Source organism: Halalkalibacter oceani, assembly GCF_040544555.1.
Taxonomy (GTDB): domain Bacteria; phylum Bacillota; class Bacilli; order Bacillales; family Bacillaceae_D; genus Halalkalibacter; species Halalkalibacter oceani.
The window spans coordinates 14,601-30,322 of sequence record NZ_JBEPKD010000018.1; the positions used below are offsets into that span (position 1 = coordinate 14,601).

The following is a 15,722-nucleotide window of genomic DNA, read 5'->3' on the forward strand; positions in this document are numbered from 1 at the left end:
TCGGCAGGGGATGAGCCAGACCGCCCTTGAGAGAGCCTATCCTATTGTACAAGAAATAGTATACCACGAAGCCCCCCTTTTTTGGCGAACATTTCCAATGCTATGACCGGCTTTTAAGATATTTCCGCAAGGTCTGCTCCAGCCGTTCAATCCCTTTTTTGATTAAGTCTGAATCGGGTCGGCTGAAGGTGAAGCGCATGTAATGTTTTTCTGAGCCTAACGTTTTGCCCGGTGCAAAGACAACCCCTTGCTTAATGGCATGTTTAAATAGCAAGTGAGAATCTATCTTCTGATTTGTAAGCTTACACCATAAATGAATCCCGCCATCCGGCAGGCTAAAAGAAATCTCATCAGGAAGCAGTTCCGTGAGCGCCTTTGCAGTTACGTCTCTTCGCGCTTTTAGACGGTTTCTTAATGAGATCAGATGGTCATCGAGCTGAGAGGAACGCAACAATTCGGTGGCGTACAATTGTGAAAAGTTAGGATGACCAAAGTCGATTTGTTGCTTAAGATCGGCGATGCGCTGAATAACGGGCTGCGGACCGGCGATCCAGCCGACTCGAAGTCCGGATGAAAGCACTTTTGATAAAGAACTAATGTATAACACAAGACCGTGCGAATCGAGTGATTTTAGGGGAGGAAGATTGTTATCCTGATAGCCGATTAAGCTGTACGGATCATCCTCTACAATCGCAATCCCGTATTTACTGCAAATTTCCATCATCCGTTGCCGTTTTTCAATGCTCAGCGTGTGCCCGGTCGGATTTTGATGAATCGGATTTAAAAAGATCATCTTAATCCGGTGTTTCTGGTATAGGCTGAGGACTTCCTCCGGATCAACCCCGTCCTCATAAACCGGTAAAAAATAAGTTTTCAATCCTTCAGAATGAAAGATTGGTAAAGAATAGGCGTAAGATGGATCTTCAATCGCAACGGAATCCCCCGGGCTTAAAAGGCATTGAATAATTAGATGAATCGCCTGCTGGGCTCCTGATGTGACAATGATCGATGAAGCGGATGTCTCGATGTTGCGATAATCTTTCAGGTGGGATGAAATGGTTTCCCTCAGCTTAATATTGCCCTGGATATGCTGATAGCCGAGGTCATTATCAAACGTGATCTGACGATGAATATGAGTTAACACGTCAACTGGCAGCAGGTCTTTGTTTAATTCGCCAATTCCGAAATTGATCATGTCTTTATCCGTCTGAATCAGCTGATTAATCATTTGATTTACCGGATTATTCGGTTGATAAAAGCCTTCGTTTATATATTGACTCCAGTTAGGAAGGCGTCCCTGCTCCCTCGTTAAATGGTCACTGACGACCGTTCCTGCTCCGACGAGCGTTTCAATTAATCCCATAGCCTTCAATTCTTCAAGTGCGGAGTTCACCGTACTCCGATTCACCTGGAACGATTTAGCGAGATTTCGTTCTGATGGAAGTTTACTCCCCGGAGGAAGTTCTCCATTTAAAATCCGCGCTTCAAAGAAGTTAGAAATCTGTTTATATAGCGGAAATTCATTGCTTTTGTCCGGCTTCCACTCCATTGAACATTCCTCCTTTTTGGAACAAAACAGAAAATATGTCAGGATATCTAACATGGTTTTTGCTGTTTATTGATAGTTCGGCAAACCGTTGATACGAAAGCGTTTTTTGCAATTTATACAATGCGGTGTAATGGGTGGTTGAAAAAATTCCCGGTGAGTGGTCGGTTACATTCCAAATAAACAGGTGTACTATTCGAGTTGTAAAGAGGGGTTACGCTAAGTCTATAAAAAAAACGATCTGAAAGGATGAAAGACGGAAGAAAATCTGACACAAACAAATAGGAGGGAAAATCAATGAGTGGAAGCAAGGAGGTCAAACATACAGCGGCACAAGCATCATTAGAAGCGCTTCTTGTTGATTTGCATAATCGGGGAATCCGGACAAATGGTGTGGAGCTGAGTGGCAGAAGAGGGGGAGCCGGTCCGACAGATGACAAGGCATTTTTGTTAAATGGTCAAGCGGTGATGCTGCCGACGCTCAATGAACCTGCCAAGTATTCACCGTATTCATTGGAAAAAAACGATTCAGGTTATGCGCTGAAAAATGAAGGAATGCCTTCACCTGTCGCCGCTTTTTTGCAGGAAGTGAAGCGGCCGAAGTTCTACGATCTGCAAACAGAAGACGGGATACCCTACAATAAGATCGCTGTTTTACATGGAGCCGATGTGCTGGCGAGCACGGTCATTCAAAGCTGTATCCGCTGGTCACCGGAAAACAGATGTAAGTTTTGTGCGATTGGTCATTCATTGGAAAGTGGGAATACGATTGCCCGCAAACAGCCAAAACAGCTGGCCGAGGTCGTTCAAGCAGCTGAGCAGTTAGATGGAATCAAACATATTACATTGACAACCGGAACACCAAATGAGGTTGATCGTGGAGCACTGTATTTAACGGAATGTGTAAAGGAAATTAGAAAAGTAAGCGAGCTGCCGATCCAAGTGCAATGCGAGCCTCCGGAAGATGACCGTTTCTATCAAATGTTAAAGAAGGCAGGGGCTGATACAATCGGCCTCCACGTTGAATCGTTTGATGAGACGGTGCGGAAGGAAATGATGCCGTCGAAATCGAGTATTTCACTTGAGACTTATTTTCAGGCATTTGAAAAAGCAGTCGCTGTCTTCGGCAGAAATCAAGTGAGCACCTATGTCATCATCGGTCTCGGAGAGGATATGGAAACAACTGTCGCAGGCTGCGCGAAAGCAGCGAAGCTTGGCGTTTATCCATTCGTTGTCCCACTCCGACCACTGAGTGGGACAATGCTCGCCGACGCAAATCCACCGACAAGTGAAGTGATGAATGAGATGTATCAGCGCGTGTCACAGATTCTCGCTCAGGAAAAGCTATCTTCCGCGAAAAGTTCGGCCGGCTGTGCGAAATGCGGAGCCTGCTCAGCCCTGCCATTCTTTGAAAAGCTGGCATCGGGAGCGAACTGATATGCGAAAAAATTATGAGATTAAAGTAGCAGAAACAGCTGAGGAAATTCGCGAAGCCCTTCGCTTACGGAATGATGTGTTCGTAAAGGAACAAAAGCTGTTTCCCCAATCGGATCAAGATGAGCACGATGAGAAAGCCATTTTCATTAATGCCTGGTCGAAAAAAGCCGATCGGCTGGCAGGGACCGTCCGCTGTTACGAGGACCCGGAGAAAAGCGGAATTTGGTGGGGGGGAAGGCTGGCGGTCGAAGAGCAGTTTCGGATAAAGGGGGTCGGTGTTTATCTGATTCGCGCCGCTGTTGACGAGGTGACGAAACAGAAGGCAGCGCGCTTTCTTGCTACCGTTCAAAAAGAAAATATCAGATTATTCAGTAAATTAGGATGGGTGCCCTGTGGAGAAGGACTGCTGATGTACGGTGTCCCCCATCAAACAATGGAGATGAAGTTATATGAACAGGCAAAAGCAACCTGAAGCGGGTGGGAAGAAGCCGATGAATAAAGTCAACTTCGGCCGGAAAGTGAGCAGTATTCACAGCCATGTCGGTTACCTCGAGCCTTGGCCATTCTATGAAGCGGCAGAGCCGATTTCACCAATGGATCCTGCACCACAGACGACAGAAGAATTGCTTGCGTTTATGGATTGCAAAGGAATTGAAAAGAGCCTCGTGATGCCGAATTACGGCGTGCCGAAGCAGGAGCAGCCATTTTCCCATAATCAGCTTGTCGTAAAAATGGCTAAGGAAGGAGGGGGCAGGGTGGCGGGAGCCTTATGGGTTTCCGGTCTTTCGCAAAACAAGCAGCGAAACGAGGAAGCTTTTACGCTGCTGGATGAACCGGGCATACGCGCGCTGAAAATGAGCTACTTACTTGGCGGAACTCCAAATCCGAAAAAGTGGGATCAGGAAACGACCGTGCTTCATGAAAGAATCTTTGCAGAGGCGCGCGAACGGAATTTTCCGATTCATTTTCATACCGGATCCGGCGGCAGCTCAGATATTACCGAATACTTTGAGCTGATTAAACGATACGGAAAAGAAAACAAAATCCATCTCGTTCATATGGGTGGAGGAACGAGTGGTCATATCCGTTTAATCACCCATTGGCAGGAATTAATGGAAGGCGGCTATCAAATCTATGTCGATTCTAGCTGGGCGATCGGCTTTGGCCCGCGCCGGCTTCTGCAGGAAATCGACAAAACAGGCATCGGCGTCGACCGGTTTTTGTTTGGCTGCGATGAGCCGTGGAGTGACTTTGAAAGCGAGTTTTGGAAAATTCAAGGAGTGGCTGTCTCCGATGAAATCAAAGAGCGCGTTTTTTGGCTCAATGCCGAGGAGCAGTATTTTCATTAAGGGTGCTGAAGAGCAGATGCTCTTTTCACGATAAAAAATAAATTTTTTGGAGGGTTTACAATGGCTAACTTTACGGAAAATGAAATCAAATCAATGAATGAAATCGCGCATCCTTCTCTTCCTGCCGGCAGCAAGCTGTATGGCGAGACGAAAGTTTTCCCGGATTACAAGGCGAATGAAGGAGACAAGTTTCTTGCTCTTGTACACGGGATTGCCCATGAATCGTCGCTCTCTTATGTCGCGGTTCTCCAGGCGATTCGCGCCCAAAGAAAAGGCTTCGATGCAGCCATTTATTTTTACGGCACTGGGGCGATTAACGCGATGGCAACGAGAGGGTTTCCGACGACGGGAAAAGCGGCGTTTGGCGGAGAACTGAATATGAATGAAGGGATTGAAAAGTTCATTAAGGAAGGCGGGAAAGTGTACGTCTGCCGCTTTGGACTCGGCCTGCACGGCATGCGTGAGGAGGATTTAATTGAAGGAACGATTCCTTGTCACCCGTTGGATCTTCAAGATTGTTTGATTGAGTACCATAACAGCGGGGCGTTTATTTTAAGCACGTTCCAAATCTAAAAAACGAGGAGAGAAACAGATGTCTATCTATCTTGGCAATGATGTTGATCCAAGCAACCATTTTACGGTGACGTCGGAACTCGTTCCGCCACGTGACTGGAATCCATATCCGATAATTGAACAGGCTGCGGGCTATCGCGGCTTGGTCGATGCGGTTGATATAAGTGACAACCTGCTGGCCGTCGCTAGAATGTCGCCAACCGTCTGTGCTTTTTTTCTCAGGCAGATCGGGATAAATCCGATTGTGCAGATTAATTTACGGGATCGCAACCGGATGGGCATTCAAAGTGATTTATTAGGACTTGCGGCGTTAAGTATTCGAAATATTACGATTCTCGGCGGCTACCCGGCCCGTGTCGGAACAGAACCGGAAGCGAAAGAAGTATATGATCTGCGGACGATGGAACTGGTCAAATATGTGTGCAGGTTTATTAAGGAAGGAAAGCTGTTTGACGGCACGATGATGGAGGAGCCGCCGCAAATGACGATTGGGATTGTCGAGAATATTGCCGGCAAGCCAATTAAGGAATTGATTGACAGTCTTGAAGCTAAGGTCGAGGCCGGGGCTAACTTTGTCCGCACCCAGCTCGTTTTCGATATTGATTTAATTGAAGAGTGGATGGCGGAAGCCCGTCGCCGCGGCCTGCATGAACGTATTTCGATCATGGCCAGTATTTTGCCGCTGAAAAATTTGGATCATGTCGAGAAAGCATTGCAAATACCGGGCATCGTGATTCCGGAATGGGTTACGAACAGGCTTTCAGAAAATGATACCGAAGAGGAAGCCCTCCAAATCGCCACAGATATTATTGAAAAACTGCAAACGATTGAAGGGATGAAAGGCGTCCATATTCGGCCGATCGGCGGCAATGATGACAGTGTCGGCAAGATTGTCGCGAAAGCGAATCTGGCGCCATTGAAGAAAACGGTAATCGGCGTTTAACGGAGCGTGCTTCGTTCGGTCGGGCAAAAGGTTATTTCCCCCTTTTGCCCAGCCCCTAAGCTCGTTTTAGTCAAGAAATGGGAGGCGTGCGATGGAAGGGTTTCACTCATTAATGAAACGGCTGAAGCGCTCTCAGGCATTGGAACGGAAAAAAGCAATTTCAGCGCCGCTCCAAGCGTTTGAGCATGTTTGGAACTTTGGTCATACGGAAGCGCCGATTGGCGATGATGCAGCGATTATGAAAGTGGGGGAAGACTATCTGCTATTTTCCTGTGACGGCATTATTCCAGCCTTAGTCAAGCAGGAGCCGTATTGGGCCGGTTTTTGCGCGGTCCTTGTCAGCGCAAGTGACATATACGCGATGGGTGGGAAGCCGCTCGCGCTTGTCAATATGCTGAGCGCGCCGGATGAGCAGCTTTCTTCTTTAATTGCCGAAGGGATGGCCGAGGGGTGCCGGAAACTGGCTGTTCCGATGGTCGGCGGGCATTTTTTCCCTCATGAAACAGAGGGGGTGGCGACAGCCATTATCGGCAGAGCGGATAAAGTACTTGATGCGACAAAAGGGCAAGCAGGGCACTCCTTAATCGTCGCGCTCGATCTTGTCGGAAAGCCGTACAAAGACTACCTTCAATGGAACAGCACAAGCTTTTTGTCAGCTGAGGAACTGCAGCGGAAATTCAATGTTTTACCGGCTTTGGCCAGTTCCGGTCTGGCGCATGCTGCAAGGGATATCAGCAACGCGGGTGTTCTCGGAACGATCGTGATGCTTGCTGAAAACGGGCGGTGCGGGGCGGAAGTCAATCTCGGCAAGATTCCGAAGCCTCCCGGGATTGAGTGGGAAAGATGGCTGCAAATGTACCCTGGTTATGGATTTGTATTGGCGGTTGACCCATCGAAAGAGAGCGAGGTTATCCGGGCGTTTGAATGGGAAGGGATTCAGGCAAACGTCGTTGGCAAGCTGACAAATGAAGCATATGTGATCGTCACAGCAGACGAAGAAAGCTCGGTTTTCTGGGATTTCAGAGAGAACAATTTGGTGGTGGAAACGAAATGAATGACAGAATAATAAAAGTGGCGGCAGTCCAGTTTGAGCCAAGGTGGAACGAAGTCGAGCGGAACAGGAGCGAGATTATCCGCTTCGCCATTCAAGCGGCGGAGCAGGGCGCCCGGCTGATTGTGTTCCCGGAAATGGCAACGAGCGGCTATATTTGGGAGAGCCGGGCGGAGATTGCTCCCTTTACCGAAACGGTGCCGGGTGAGACGACAACGATTCTGTCAGCGATAACGGCACAATACGACTGCTATCTCGTCATCGGATTGCCGGAAAAGGATGAGGAGACAGATTGTTATTATAATACAGCTGTTTTAATTGGTCCTGACGGAGTCATCGGTCGCTATCGGAAAACGCATCTGTTTGCGGCCGATCCAAAGTGGGCCCGTGAAGGCAATGAAGATATCCCTGTTTTCCCGACGCCAATTGGCAATATCGCGATGCTGATCTGCATGGATGCGATGTATTTTGAACCGGCACGGCTTACCGCGTTAAAGGGAGCCGATATCGTTGCCTTTCCGACGAATTGGGTAGGAGCGGGCAATAAACCGCCAAGTAAAACATGGCGCTTGCGTGCAAAGGAAAATGGTGTGCTATGGCTGGCGTCGAACCGCTGGGGAACAGAAAAAGGAGCGCAATTTACCGGGGGAACGGCAATTATCAGTCCGCTGGGAGAGGTGCTTGATCAGCTCGTAGCGGGGGATGGCATCGTGTATGGCAAGTGGCAAGTGGACAGAAGCCGGAGAGAGACGTACTTGCAGAAGAGGGAGGTCGGAGCATACCACGATCTTCTGCTCCATCCATACTTGTGGAAGGAAGGGGAAACAAGAGCAGTGGCCGTTAAAGAGGCGTTTGATGTCATGACAGTCAGGCTGACGGATGGCGGCGCGATTCAGGCGCACCTGCATAGGCACATACAGTCTAACGCGTTCACATCGAAGCACCGGTTAGTCGTCGTCTCAGAAGTGCAGGCTGAAGATCGTTCGTCGACCATTGCGGCTTTCGCGGAAATAACAGCTTGTTACGAGCTTTATCTTGTCGTGACAATCAAGACAGACAGAAAAACATGCTATTTATTTGGCCCGCAAGGCGTGGTCGCTTCGTACGACGAGGTTCATCCAGAGAAAGCGGTGCAAAGGGTGAAGGGAGCTTTTCAAACTGTTGAGCTGCCGTTCGCCAGAGTCGGGCTGTTAACGGATCACGATGGCGATTTGCCGGAATCATACCGCGTGCTCGCGAAGCAGGGAGCGGATCTGATTGCGCTGTCGGCAGGTGGGAAAAGTCAGGCAGAAAGCTGGATGTATAAAATATGGGCCTATGAAAATGATAGTATCCTCGCTGTCAGCACGCCTCCTGGCTTAAAAGAAACTGTCCTGTTTTTGCACAGTCAGGTTGAGCAAAGCGCGGGGGATATGAAAACAATGACGGAAACCTTTACGGTGGAAAAGCTCAGAAAAGCGGGCGGGCGGCCCTTTTTAAGACGATTAAAACCACATTTATATGAACGACTTGTAACAAAAATTACAGAGAAAGCCGGTGTATGATGAAAATAGTAGGGATTTCAGGAACGGTGATCGGAGCAAAACCAGCCGTCCTCGTTGAACAAATATTGAAAGCGGCGAAAGCAGCTGATCCGACAATTGAGATTGAGCTGATTGATTTGCGTCAATACGAACTTGAGTTTTGTGACGGGCGCCCCGTTGCGCATTATAACGGCAATACACAGCATGTCATTAAAACGGTCGAGTCTGCCGACAGCTGCTTGATCGCCACGCCGATTTTTCAAGCTTCCTTAACAGGAGTGTTAAAAAATTTATTTGATTTATTGCCTGTTACCGCTCTGCGCGAAAAAGTCGTCGGACTTGTGGCGACAGGGGGAACGTATCAGCATTTTTTAGTCGTTGAAAACCAGATGAAGCCGATTATCAGCTATTTTAAAGGCTATGTCGCACCGGAATTCGTGTATGCTCATCGCGATCATTTTAATGAGCATAATGAGGTGATCGACAAGGATGTCCAGGACAGAATCGAGGGATTAGGTACCCAGCTTGTGCAGATGACAAAAGCGTTACGCAAAGCTCAGGTTAAATAAGCAGAGAAGGAGGGGGCGCGTCATGTATCCGGCAAAAATAAGCGGTGTTGGCTCCTGTGTACCTGAAGGAAAGCTCTCCAGTCGTCAGCTGGCGGAGATGCTCGACGTGGAAGAAGAGTGGATCGTGAGCCGTACCGGAATTGAAGAACGAAGGGTGGCCGCAGAGGATGAAGCGACATCTGACTTCGCCTACGCCGCTGCTTTGCGGGCACTTCAAGATGCCTCACTTTTACCTGAGGAGATTGATTTGATTTTGGCAGCGACGGAAACGCCCGATCACATCCTGCCTCCTCTCTCCTGTCAACTTCAACATCGTCTCGGCTGCAGACCGATTCCGGCGCTCGATCTTCATAACACATGCGTCGGTTTTCTTTCGGCGCTGCAAATCGCAGAGCAATATATTAAAACCGGTGCGCATAAGCATGTGCTCGTGATCGGCGCCGATACGCTGACAAGGCTTACCGACTATACCGATAAATCAACCGCGATTCTGTTTGGCGACGGGGCGGGGGCGGTCGTTCTTTCGAGAGCGGAGGAGCGGCAAGGGATCGTGGCGACCGTTCTTCATTCAGACGGCCGGCACTTTCAATCTTTATATGTTCCCGGCGGAGGAAGCAGGCGGCCAGCTTCAGCAGAGCATAAAAATAAAATGGTGATGGACGGGCAGAAAATTTTTAAATTAGCAGTGAAATCGATGAGCAGCGCGCTGATTGAAAGCCTTACTACCACTGGACTAAGCAAGGAGGAAATCGACTGGGTTATCCCGCACCAGGCTAATTTGAGGATTATGGAAGCTGTCGCCCGCCAGGCCGCCATCCCGATGGAAAAAGTGATTAACACAGTAAGCCGCTACGGCAACAGCTGCTCCGCGACGATTCCGATTGCGCTTGATACCGCGGTGAAAGACGGCCGGATCAAACGCGGAGACAGGCTGGCAATGCTGTCGTTCGGTGCAGGACTCATCTGGGGGGCGGCGATTGTGGAATTCTAAAGGTACTCAATCGTTTGGAGAAAGGTGTGCTAGTCAAGATAGTCAAACTCCGGGCCCCTCTCTCTAATTCTTGCAACTGAGCTGTAGCTGATCCGCTCCAGCCGATCCTGTGCCAGCTTTCGGGTTACGCGAAACGTGTCAGCGAGATTGACGATAATATCAGGATCACGCAGATCAAATGCCGGCAGCATATGATAAGGAATCGCCGCATAGCGGGTGAAATTGCGAGAATCAAATTCCTGCAGCTCCTGGAAGGCTGCCGGCATCATCCCCGCCTGCCAGCCGGCATGGCGAATCAGATGGCATAGCTCATGAAAAAACGCCTCATGCTGCTCCGGGGCGGACAGACGGGAATCGATCGTAATCGAGCGAAACCGGCCTAATTCATAGGACATCGTTTTTACCTCTTTATAGTAAAGAAAGACACGGAAAAAGCGGGCCAGCCTTTTCACCTCAATATCAGCCGGTTCATTAACACCAAGCGAGAGATAGAGCTTGGAGATCCAGCTTTCTAACGGCGTTGGATAGTAGTTCATCAACGTCACCTCTTGTGCCAATTATACAAACATATGTTCGTGTTGTAAATAAAAAAAGAGAACGGGCAGCTACTCATAGAAAAAGAGTGGCTGCGTTCTGGCTTACTAGCCTTTAGGCTAAGACTCATTTGTCACACGCTCTCTGTAGGTAAACGCTTATTCCATTTCTTCTCTATTCACTTCTTTTGCCTTATAGCGTAAAAATTCGAGATGCTTTTTCAGCTCTTCAGCTTCTTCTGGTGTAATGCTCTCCTCATCCAAAAAAAATAAATTTTCCTGGCTTGAGGCCGGAGTCAGAATACTTGTCGGCTTGTCGGTGCGGCCAAGCAAGTAATCGACCGAGACTGCAAAAAAGTCGGCAATTCGCTGCAAGGTCGCCGTGTCGGGAGTTCTGTTGCCATTTTCGTAGCCAGACACAGATACTTTTGTGACGTTGATTTCCTTTCCTAATTGCTCTTGGGTCAGCTGTTTGCTTTTACGCAATGCTTTTAACCTCTGCGGAATCATCTGGATTCTTCCTCTCACTCAATAATCTCATTCTTATTATAAATTAACTTACTGTTAACGTAAAGGGAATCAGGGAAAAGGATAATTTTCAGCGTGAAAAGGGATTCGTTTAGCATTACAGGAAATTTCTGATTGACAGTTAACTGGACGTTAACTATACTTATTGTTAACACCAGGTTAATTTCAGTGAAAATAAGCATGGGAGGGAAGAAAATGAGGCTGAAACCGGTTGAAACGGATTCATTGTCTGGCGGCCAGCTGCTGATCAATGTTGAGGAGCAGGACAAGCCGTTCGTAATTGTTGTTTCAGAGGGACGCGCGCGGATGACCGTGCTTCCGGATCACGGGGAAACGAAGGTTGTAACCTATCAAGGCAAGGTGAAAAGAGTCAAGTTTGATGAAGGGGAAGACTTTTAAATAAAGCAGATTTATTTCTATCATTTGTTCTACCAGTACACTGGAGGACATCATGTGGTGAAGCATTCATCACATGGTGTCCTCTTTTATTTTTAAAAGGAGGAGTAATGATGAAGAAGCAGAAACGATCCATTGAGTATTGCCGCAGCTGTCTTTGGCTTTTGGATCGGCAGGTTTGTCCGTTGCTGCTGCGAGGCAGGACGCCAACCTCGCTGGAGAAAAAAGAAAGAGAGAAGCTGAAAAAGGTCATCCGTGTTCATGAATCTCGCCTGAGGTTCCTTGAACAAGACAGACAGGAGCAGAAGCGATTAAACAGGGAGTTGAAGCAGGAGGTAGCAAGGGTCAAGGAAAGCAGTACTCGGCAGGAGCTTCCTCAACGGTTGCTGTATGACCTGGTAAAAAATGACCTGAGCGAGCGTGAGCATAAACGATTCTCCCAACAGCAGACCTTAAAGCTGATTGGCATTCTCTTAAGGAGCGGAGGGGTCATCTATTTATTGATTGAGAGCTTGCTTAACCGTTAAGGACAGGGGCAAAAGGGTGTTTAGCCCTCGCCCCTGAGCAATCCCCCTTTAGAGGAATAAAAAAGTTGACAGCAGAAATCTATCTGTTATATACTTATCTCGAATTCGAGATAAAGAGGAGTTTAGAGCATTCCAACTAAAAAGCATTTTTAAAGCTATATATCTCGAATTGATAATATATTAATTTGTTATAAATTGCAGATGAGGCAGATGAGGCAGATGAAAGGATGAGGGGAAAAATGACAGATTTTCTTCAGTTGGTCAAGGAAAGACGTTCTGCGGGTAATTTTTTGCCGGGGCATCCGATTACAAGGCAGGAATTGGACGCGATTTTTGATGGAGTGAAGCTGGCACCTTCCGCGTTTAATCTTCAGCATACAAATTATGTCGCCGTGATTGATCCGACGACGAAAGAGAGGCTGCAACAGGCGGCGTATGGGCAACATAAAGTGATCAGTTCCTCTGCTGTGATTGCTGTTCTTGGTGATAAGCAGGCGTTCCGTCAGGCGTCGGAAATTTACGAAGGCTTGAAGCTGCTAGGCATTGTCAGCAAGCAGGAATACGAGCATATGGTTCAGGATACAGTTTCGTTTTATGAAACGAGAGGAACAACGTTCTTGCGGGATGAAGCGATCCGCAATGCCTCGTTATCCGCAATGCTGTTCATGCTGGCGGCGAAGGAAAAAGGCTGGGATACATGTCCGATGATTGGCTTTGACCCCAAGCAAGTGAAAGACGTACTGAACATTGACGATCAATACGAGGTAGTCATGCTGGTTACAATAGGAAAAGAAAAAACAGAAAGCCGCAGACCCCGCGGCTACCGTAAGCCGGTCAGTGAATTCGTGAGTTACATATAGCAAAATCATAAATTGAAATTGGAGTGAGCAGGTATGCCGAAAAAAACAAAAGGGATTCATCACATCACGGCGATTGTCGGCCATCCACAAGAAAATGTTGATTTTTATGCGGGCGTGTTAGCGCTGCGTTTAGTAAAGAAAACAGTGAACTTCGATGATCCGGCGACGTATCATTTGTACTTTGGCGATGAAGGTGGGAATCCGGGAACGATTATGACCTTTTTTCCGTGGCCGAATGCCCGTCGAGGAAAAATTGGCGCGGGACAGGTTGGTGTCACGGCGTTTGCCGTGCCGCAGGGCGCGCTCGCATTTTGGGAAAAGAGACTTGAGGCGTTCAACATTGCTTTTTCTAAAGTGGTACGCTTTGGCGAACTGTATTTACAGTTTGAAGACCCGCATGGACTTCAATTAGAATTAGTGGAAAGAGAAGGAGGTGCGAGCAATACGTGGCAGTTTGGCGACGTCACTCCGGAGGTCGCGATTAAAGGATTTGCCGGCGCGACGTTATTGTCGAAGCAGCCGGAGCGGACAGCCGAATTGCTTGAGTGTGAGATGGGACTGGAAAAAGCAGCTGAAGAGGGAGAATTCATTCGTTTCCGCTCAACTGCTGAAATTGGCAATATCATTGATCTGAGAAAGAGCGTCGCCCCTGTGGGACAAATCGGAGTAGGGATGGTCCACCATATTGCCTGGAGGGCCGTTAATGACGAGGATCAGTTTGAGTGGAAGAAGCAGCTGGAACGCGCCGGATATCGGGTCACGCCGGTACGGGACCGTCATTATTTCAACGCGATTTATTTCAAGGAGTATGGCGGCATTTTATTTGAAATGGCCACTGATCCGCCGGGCTTTGCCCATGACGAGTCTTTCGAGACGATGGGCGAGAAATTAATGCTGCCTGCCCAGTATGAGCCCGACCGGGAGAAAATCGAACAAACTGTGCTACCATTTAACGTGAGGCAGGTAGATTTCATTTTTCGAAAGGACTGATCGTTTTGCTTTCAATTGATCCAGCAGGAAATAGTGAGAAAGACAATTATAAGCTGTTAACAGGCGGTGTTGTTCCGCGGCCGATCGCCTTTGTGACGACACGATCGCCGAAGGGGACGGTCAATGGGGCGCCGTTTAGTTTCTTTAATGTTGTCTCATCAAGCCCGCCGCGGATTTCATTGGCGATTCAGCGGATGGCAGGGAAGCAGAAGGATACAGCAAGAAACATAGAAGCTGTTGGTGAATTTGTCGTCCATCTTGTTGATCAGCAAAATGTTGGGCAAGTAAATCAAACAGCGGCAAGTCTGCCGTCCGATCAAAGTGAAATTGAGCTGGCAAAGCTGACACCGGTAAATAGCGTAAAGCTTGCCGTTCCGGGCGTGAAAGAAGCAAAAATGAGGCTGGAGTGTGTGCTGGAACATCGGCTGGAGCTTGAAGGAGAGGCGGGGACGACAGGCTGTGACTTCATCATCGGCAAGGTTGTCCACTTTCATATAGCGGAAGAAATTTATGAAAACGGCCGAATTGATCCGCACGGCTTGGGCGCTGTTAGCCGCTTGGCCGGGCATGATTATGCGAAGATTGGCGAGATGTTTTCGCTGAAACGACCGCAATAATCGTCGTCTGAATGGAGCGGGAGTGGGTATGATGCTAGAAATGGCGGGACTTCATCACATATCAGCAATGGTCAACGATGCACAGCGGACGGTCACCTTTTATGCGGGGATAGTAGGAGTAAGGCTTGTTATGCCCGGCCGGACGGCTATCATCTTTATTTTGGAAATGAGACAGGAGATCCCGGCAGCATTCTCACATTTTTTCCATCAAGCTGACGCCTGAAGTGCGTGGACTGATGGGCGCCGGCACGATTCATCATCTTGCCTGGGATGAAGATGCGCTGAATGACTGGCGGACGCTACTTGACGACAGAGGCTATCATCCGACGGAGGTTCATGACCGCACTTATTTTACATCCCTTTATTTTCATGAGGATGGTGGCATTTTGTTCGAAATCGCCACTGACTATCCCCGGGTTTTGCTGTTGATGAGCAAATGGATAAGCTTGGTGAGAGGCTGATGCTGCCTGCATGACTGGAAGAAAAACGAGAAGAACTGGAACAAAGATTACCTCCGCTTACGATTCGGAAATGGGAAGGGAGCTAAACAGGATGAAACATATTTTTCAAAAAGGAAAAGATCCGTCAAAGCCGACACTGCTTTTGCTGCACGGAACAGGTGGAACTGAAAAGGATTTGCTGCCGCTAGCCGGAATGGTTGATGAGGATGCGTCTGTGCTAAGCGTACGGGGGAATGTGCTGGAAAACGGCATGCCGCGTTTTTTTCGCAGATTGGCAGAGGGCGTTTTTGATGAGGAAGATTTGATTTTCCGTACGGCGGAGCTAAAGCAATTTCTTGATGATTCAGCGGAGCAGTATCGCTTTGACCGGCAAAATGTGATCGCGATCGGGTACTCGAACGGAGCGAATATCGCCGCGAGCTTACTGTTTCACTATCAAAATGCGTTGAAAGCGGCGATCCTTCACCATCCGATGGTGCCGCGAAGAGGAATCGAGCTGCCCGACTTGAGCGGAACGTCGATCTTCATCGCCGCCGGGACAAATGATCCGATTTGTGCGTCGGAAGAATCGACTGAACTGCAGGCATTGTTGGAGAAAGCCAATGCGTCGGTCAAGCTTCATTGGGAGGATCGCGGTCATCAATTAACCGCCGCTGAAGTGGAAGCCGCCGCTCAGTGGTATCAGCAATTATCGTAGGGAGCTAGGGCTGGGCGAAAGGTTGTTTTTTCTACCTTTTGGCCCGCCTTTATGTTTGTCACCCCCGCTTTTCTCTGAAAGCTGCTGAAAAAGTACGAGTTCCCCTTTTTCTAGTTACTTTTATTCCAGCA

General features: G+C 48.3%; 20 protein-coding genes. 17 read left to right on the top strand and 3 right to left on the bottom strand.

The window, feature by feature from the left end:
- Positions 1-100: 100 nt before the first annotated feature.
- Positions 101-1,549 (bottom strand): MocR-like pyridoxine biosynthesis transcription factor PdxR, encoded by a 1,449-nt coding sequence (pdxR, locus tag ABMB67_RS16760; protein ID WP_354572775.1) that lies wholly within the window; start codon positions 1,547-1,549, stop codon positions 101-103.
- A gap of 294 nt (positions 1,550-1,843) precedes the next feature.
- Here pdxR and ABMB67_RS16765 point away from each other — a divergent pair, with 294 nt between their 5' ends.
- The 9 genes from ABMB67_RS16765 to ABMB67_RS16805 all read left to right on the top strand — a co-directional run bounded on the left by ABMB67_RS16765 (position 1,844) and on the right by ABMB67_RS16805 (position 9,982).
- A complete protein-coding gene (locus ABMB67_RS16765) occupies positions 1,844-2,983 on the top strand; it encodes an MSMEG_0568 family radical SAM protein (RefSeq protein WP_354572776.1) in 1,140 nt (379 codons plus the stop codon).
- Between the two features lies 1 nt (position 2,984).
- Positions 2,985-3,455: an MSMEG_0567/Sll0786 family nitrogen starvation N-acetyltransferase gene (locus ABMB67_RS16770; RefSeq protein ID WP_251225183.1), complete on the top strand. Its 471-nt coding sequence runs from the start codon at positions 2,985-2,987 to the stop codon at positions 3,453-3,455.
- Positions 3,433-4,332 carry an amidohydrolase family protein gene (locus ABMB67_RS16775; protein WP_354572777.1) on the top strand — a complete coding sequence of 300 codons (900 nt, stop codon included), beginning with the start codon at positions 3,433-3,435 and terminating at the stop codon, positions 4,330-4,332. Before ABMB67_RS16770 ends, ABMB67_RS16775 begins: the two co-directional genes overlap by 23 nt.
- A gap of 60 nt (positions 4,333-4,392) precedes the next feature.
- Complete coding sequence (locus ABMB67_RS16780; protein ID WP_251225185.1) at positions 4,393-4,905, top strand: MSMEG_0572/Sll0783 family nitrogen starvation response protein; 513 nt, start codon at positions 4,393-4,395, stop codon at positions 4,903-4,905.
- Positions 4,906-4,924: 19 nt separating this feature from the next.
- Complete coding sequence (locus tag ABMB67_RS16785; protein ID WP_354572778.1) at positions 4,925-5,848, top strand: methylenetetrahydrofolate reductase; 924 nt, start codon at positions 4,925-4,927, stop codon at positions 5,846-5,848.
- A 91-nt stretch (positions 5,849-5,939) separates the two neighbouring features.
- Positions 5,940-6,902 (top strand): AIR synthase related protein, encoded by a 963-nt coding sequence (locus tag ABMB67_RS16790; protein WP_354572779.1) that lies wholly within the window; start codon positions 5,940-5,942, stop codon positions 6,900-6,902.
- Positions 6,899-8,443 carry a nitrilase-related carbon-nitrogen hydrolase gene (locus ABMB67_RS16795; RefSeq protein WP_354572780.1) on the top strand — a complete coding sequence of 515 codons (1,545 nt, stop codon included), beginning with the start codon at positions 6,899-6,901 and terminating at the stop codon, positions 8,441-8,443. Before ABMB67_RS16790 ends, ABMB67_RS16795 begins: the two co-directional genes overlap by 4 nt.
- Positions 8,440-8,991 carry an NADPH-dependent FMN reductase gene (locus tag ABMB67_RS16800; protein WP_354572781.1) on the top strand — a complete coding sequence of 184 codons (552 nt, stop codon included), beginning with the start codon at positions 8,440-8,442 and terminating at the stop codon, positions 8,989-8,991. Before ABMB67_RS16795 ends, ABMB67_RS16800 begins: the two co-directional genes overlap by 4 nt.
- A gap of 22 nt (positions 8,992-9,013) precedes the next feature.
- Positions 9,014-9,982 (top strand): beta-ketoacyl-ACP synthase III, encoded by a 969-nt coding sequence (locus tag ABMB67_RS16805; RefSeq protein ID WP_251225189.1) that lies wholly within the window; start codon positions 9,014-9,016, stop codon positions 9,980-9,982.
- A gap of 29 nt (positions 9,983-10,011) precedes the next feature.
- Here the strand turns inward: ABMB67_RS16805 and ABMB67_RS16810 are convergent, their stop codons facing one another.
- Positions 10,012-10,518 carry an ImmA/IrrE family metallo-endopeptidase gene (locus ABMB67_RS16810; RefSeq protein WP_251225190.1) on the bottom strand — a complete coding sequence of 169 codons (507 nt, stop codon included), beginning with the start codon at positions 10,516-10,518 and terminating at the stop codon, positions 10,012-10,014.
- A gap of 156 nt (positions 10,519-10,674) precedes the next feature.
- Complete coding sequence (locus tag ABMB67_RS16815) at positions 10,675-11,025, bottom strand: helix-turn-helix domain-containing protein (RefSeq protein ID WP_251225191.1); 351 nt, start codon at positions 11,023-11,025, stop codon at positions 10,675-10,677.
- A 213-nt stretch (positions 11,026-11,238) separates the two neighbouring features.
- Here ABMB67_RS16815 and ABMB67_RS16820 point away from each other — a divergent pair, with 213 nt between their 5' ends.
- The 8 genes from ABMB67_RS16820 (at position 11,239) to ABMB67_RS16850 (ending at position 15,591) form a co-directional block, all read left to right on the top strand.
- Complete coding sequence (locus tag ABMB67_RS16820; protein ID WP_251225192.1) at positions 11,239-11,442, top strand: XtrA/YqaO family protein; 204 nt, start codon at positions 11,239-11,241, stop codon at positions 11,440-11,442.
- A gap of 110 nt (positions 11,443-11,552) precedes the next feature.
- Positions 11,553-11,966 (top strand): hypothetical protein, encoded by a 414-nt coding sequence (locus ABMB67_RS16825; RefSeq protein ID WP_251225193.1) that lies wholly within the window; start codon positions 11,553-11,555, stop codon positions 11,964-11,966.
- Between the two features lie 239 nt (positions 11,967-12,205).
- Positions 12,206-12,826 carry a nitroreductase family protein gene (locus tag ABMB67_RS16830; protein ID WP_354572782.1) on the top strand — a complete coding sequence of 207 codons (621 nt, stop codon included), beginning with the start codon at positions 12,206-12,208 and terminating at the stop codon, positions 12,824-12,826.
- Between the two features lie 33 nt (positions 12,827-12,859).
- Entirely contained in the window at positions 12,860-13,816 is a 957-nt protein-coding gene (locus tag ABMB67_RS16835) for a ring-cleaving dioxygenase (RefSeq protein WP_354572783.1), read from the top strand.
- A gap of 5 nt (positions 13,817-13,821) precedes the next feature.
- Complete coding sequence (locus tag ABMB67_RS16840) at positions 13,822-14,433, top strand: flavin reductase family protein (RefSeq protein WP_354572784.1); 612 nt, start codon at positions 13,822-13,824, stop codon at positions 14,431-14,433.
- 31 nt (positions 14,434-14,464) lie between these two features.
- Positions 14,465-14,656, top strand: coding sequence for a VOC family protein (locus tag ABMB67_RS23455; protein WP_390189240.1), 192 nt, complete (start codon positions 14,465-14,467; stop codon positions 14,654-14,656).
- A 1-nt stretch (position 14,657) separates the two neighbouring features.
- A complete protein-coding gene (locus ABMB67_RS23460) occupies positions 14,658-14,894 on the top strand; it encodes a VOC family protein (RefSeq protein WP_390189243.1) in 237 nt (78 codons plus the stop codon).
- A gap of 91 nt (positions 14,895-14,985) precedes the next feature.
- Positions 14,986-15,591: an alpha/beta hydrolase gene (locus ABMB67_RS16850; RefSeq protein WP_251225197.1), complete on the top strand. Its 606-nt coding sequence runs from the start codon at positions 14,986-14,988 to the stop codon at positions 15,589-15,591.
- The last annotated feature ends 131 nt before the right edge of the window (positions 15,592-15,722 follow it).

What these genes read in the sequence shown, in the direction of transcription:
- pdxR (WP_354572775.1), bottom strand. Translation starts at nt 1,549, where the DNA reads ATGGAGTGGAAGCCGGACAAAAGCAATGAATTTCCGCTATATAAACAG.
- ABMB67_RS16765 (WP_354572776.1), top strand. Translation starts at nt 1,844, where the DNA reads ATGAGTGGAAGCAAGGAGGTCAAACATACAGCGGCACAAGCATCATTA.
- ABMB67_RS16770 (WP_251225183.1), top strand. Translation starts at nt 2,985, where the DNA reads ATGCGAAAAAATTATGAGATTAAAGTAGCAGAAACAGCTGAGGAAATT.
- ABMB67_RS16775 (WP_354572777.1), top strand. Translation starts at nt 3,433, where the DNA reads ATGAACAGGCAAAAGCAACCTGAAGCGGGTGGGAAGAAGCCGATGAAT.
- ABMB67_RS16780 (WP_251225185.1), top strand. Translation starts at nt 4,393, where the DNA reads ATGGCTAACTTTACGGAAAATGAAATCAAATCAATGAATGAAATCGCG.
- ABMB67_RS16785 (WP_354572778.1), top strand. Translation starts at nt 4,925, where the DNA reads ATGTCTATCTATCTTGGCAATGATGTTGATCCAAGCAACCATTTTACG.
- ABMB67_RS16790 (WP_354572779.1), top strand. Translation starts at nt 5,940, where the DNA reads ATGGAAGGGTTTCACTCATTAATGAAACGGCTGAAGCGCTCTCAGGCA.
- ABMB67_RS16795 (WP_354572780.1), top strand. Translation starts at nt 6,899, where the DNA reads ATGAATGACAGAATAATAAAAGTGGCGGCAGTCCAGTTTGAGCCAAGG.
- ABMB67_RS16800 (WP_354572781.1), top strand. Translation starts at nt 8,440, where the DNA reads ATGATGAAAATAGTAGGGATTTCAGGAACGGTGATCGGAGCAAAACCA.
- ABMB67_RS16805 (WP_251225189.1), top strand. Translation starts at nt 9,014, where the DNA reads ATGTATCCGGCAAAAATAAGCGGTGTTGGCTCCTGTGTACCTGAAGGA.
- ABMB67_RS16810 (WP_251225190.1), bottom strand. Translation starts at nt 10,518, where the DNA reads ATGAACTACTATCCAACGCCGTTAGAAAGCTGGATCTCCAAGCTCTAT.
- ABMB67_RS16815 (WP_251225191.1), bottom strand. Translation starts at nt 11,025, where the DNA reads ATGATTCCGCAGAGGTTAAAAGCATTGCGTAAAAGCAAACAGCTGACC.
- ABMB67_RS16820 (WP_251225192.1), top strand. Translation starts at nt 11,239, where the DNA reads ATGAGGCTGAAACCGGTTGAAACGGATTCATTGTCTGGCGGCCAGCTG.
- ABMB67_RS16825 (WP_251225193.1), top strand. Translation starts at nt 11,553, where the DNA reads ATGAAGAAGCAGAAACGATCCATTGAGTATTGCCGCAGCTGTCTTTGG.
- ABMB67_RS16830 (WP_354572782.1), top strand. Translation starts at nt 12,206, where the DNA reads ATGACAGATTTTCTTCAGTTGGTCAAGGAAAGACGTTCTGCGGGTAAT.
- ABMB67_RS16835 (WP_354572783.1), top strand. Translation starts at nt 12,860, where the DNA reads ATGCCGAAAAAAACAAAAGGGATTCATCACATCACGGCGATTGTCGGC.
- ABMB67_RS23455 (WP_390189240.1), top strand. Translation starts at nt 14,465, where the DNA reads ATGCTAGAAATGGCGGGACTTCATCACATATCAGCAATGGTCAACGAT.
- ABMB67_RS16850 (WP_251225197.1), top strand. Translation starts at nt 14,986, where the DNA reads ATGAAACATATTTTTCAAAAAGGAAAAGATCCGTCAAAGCCGACACTG.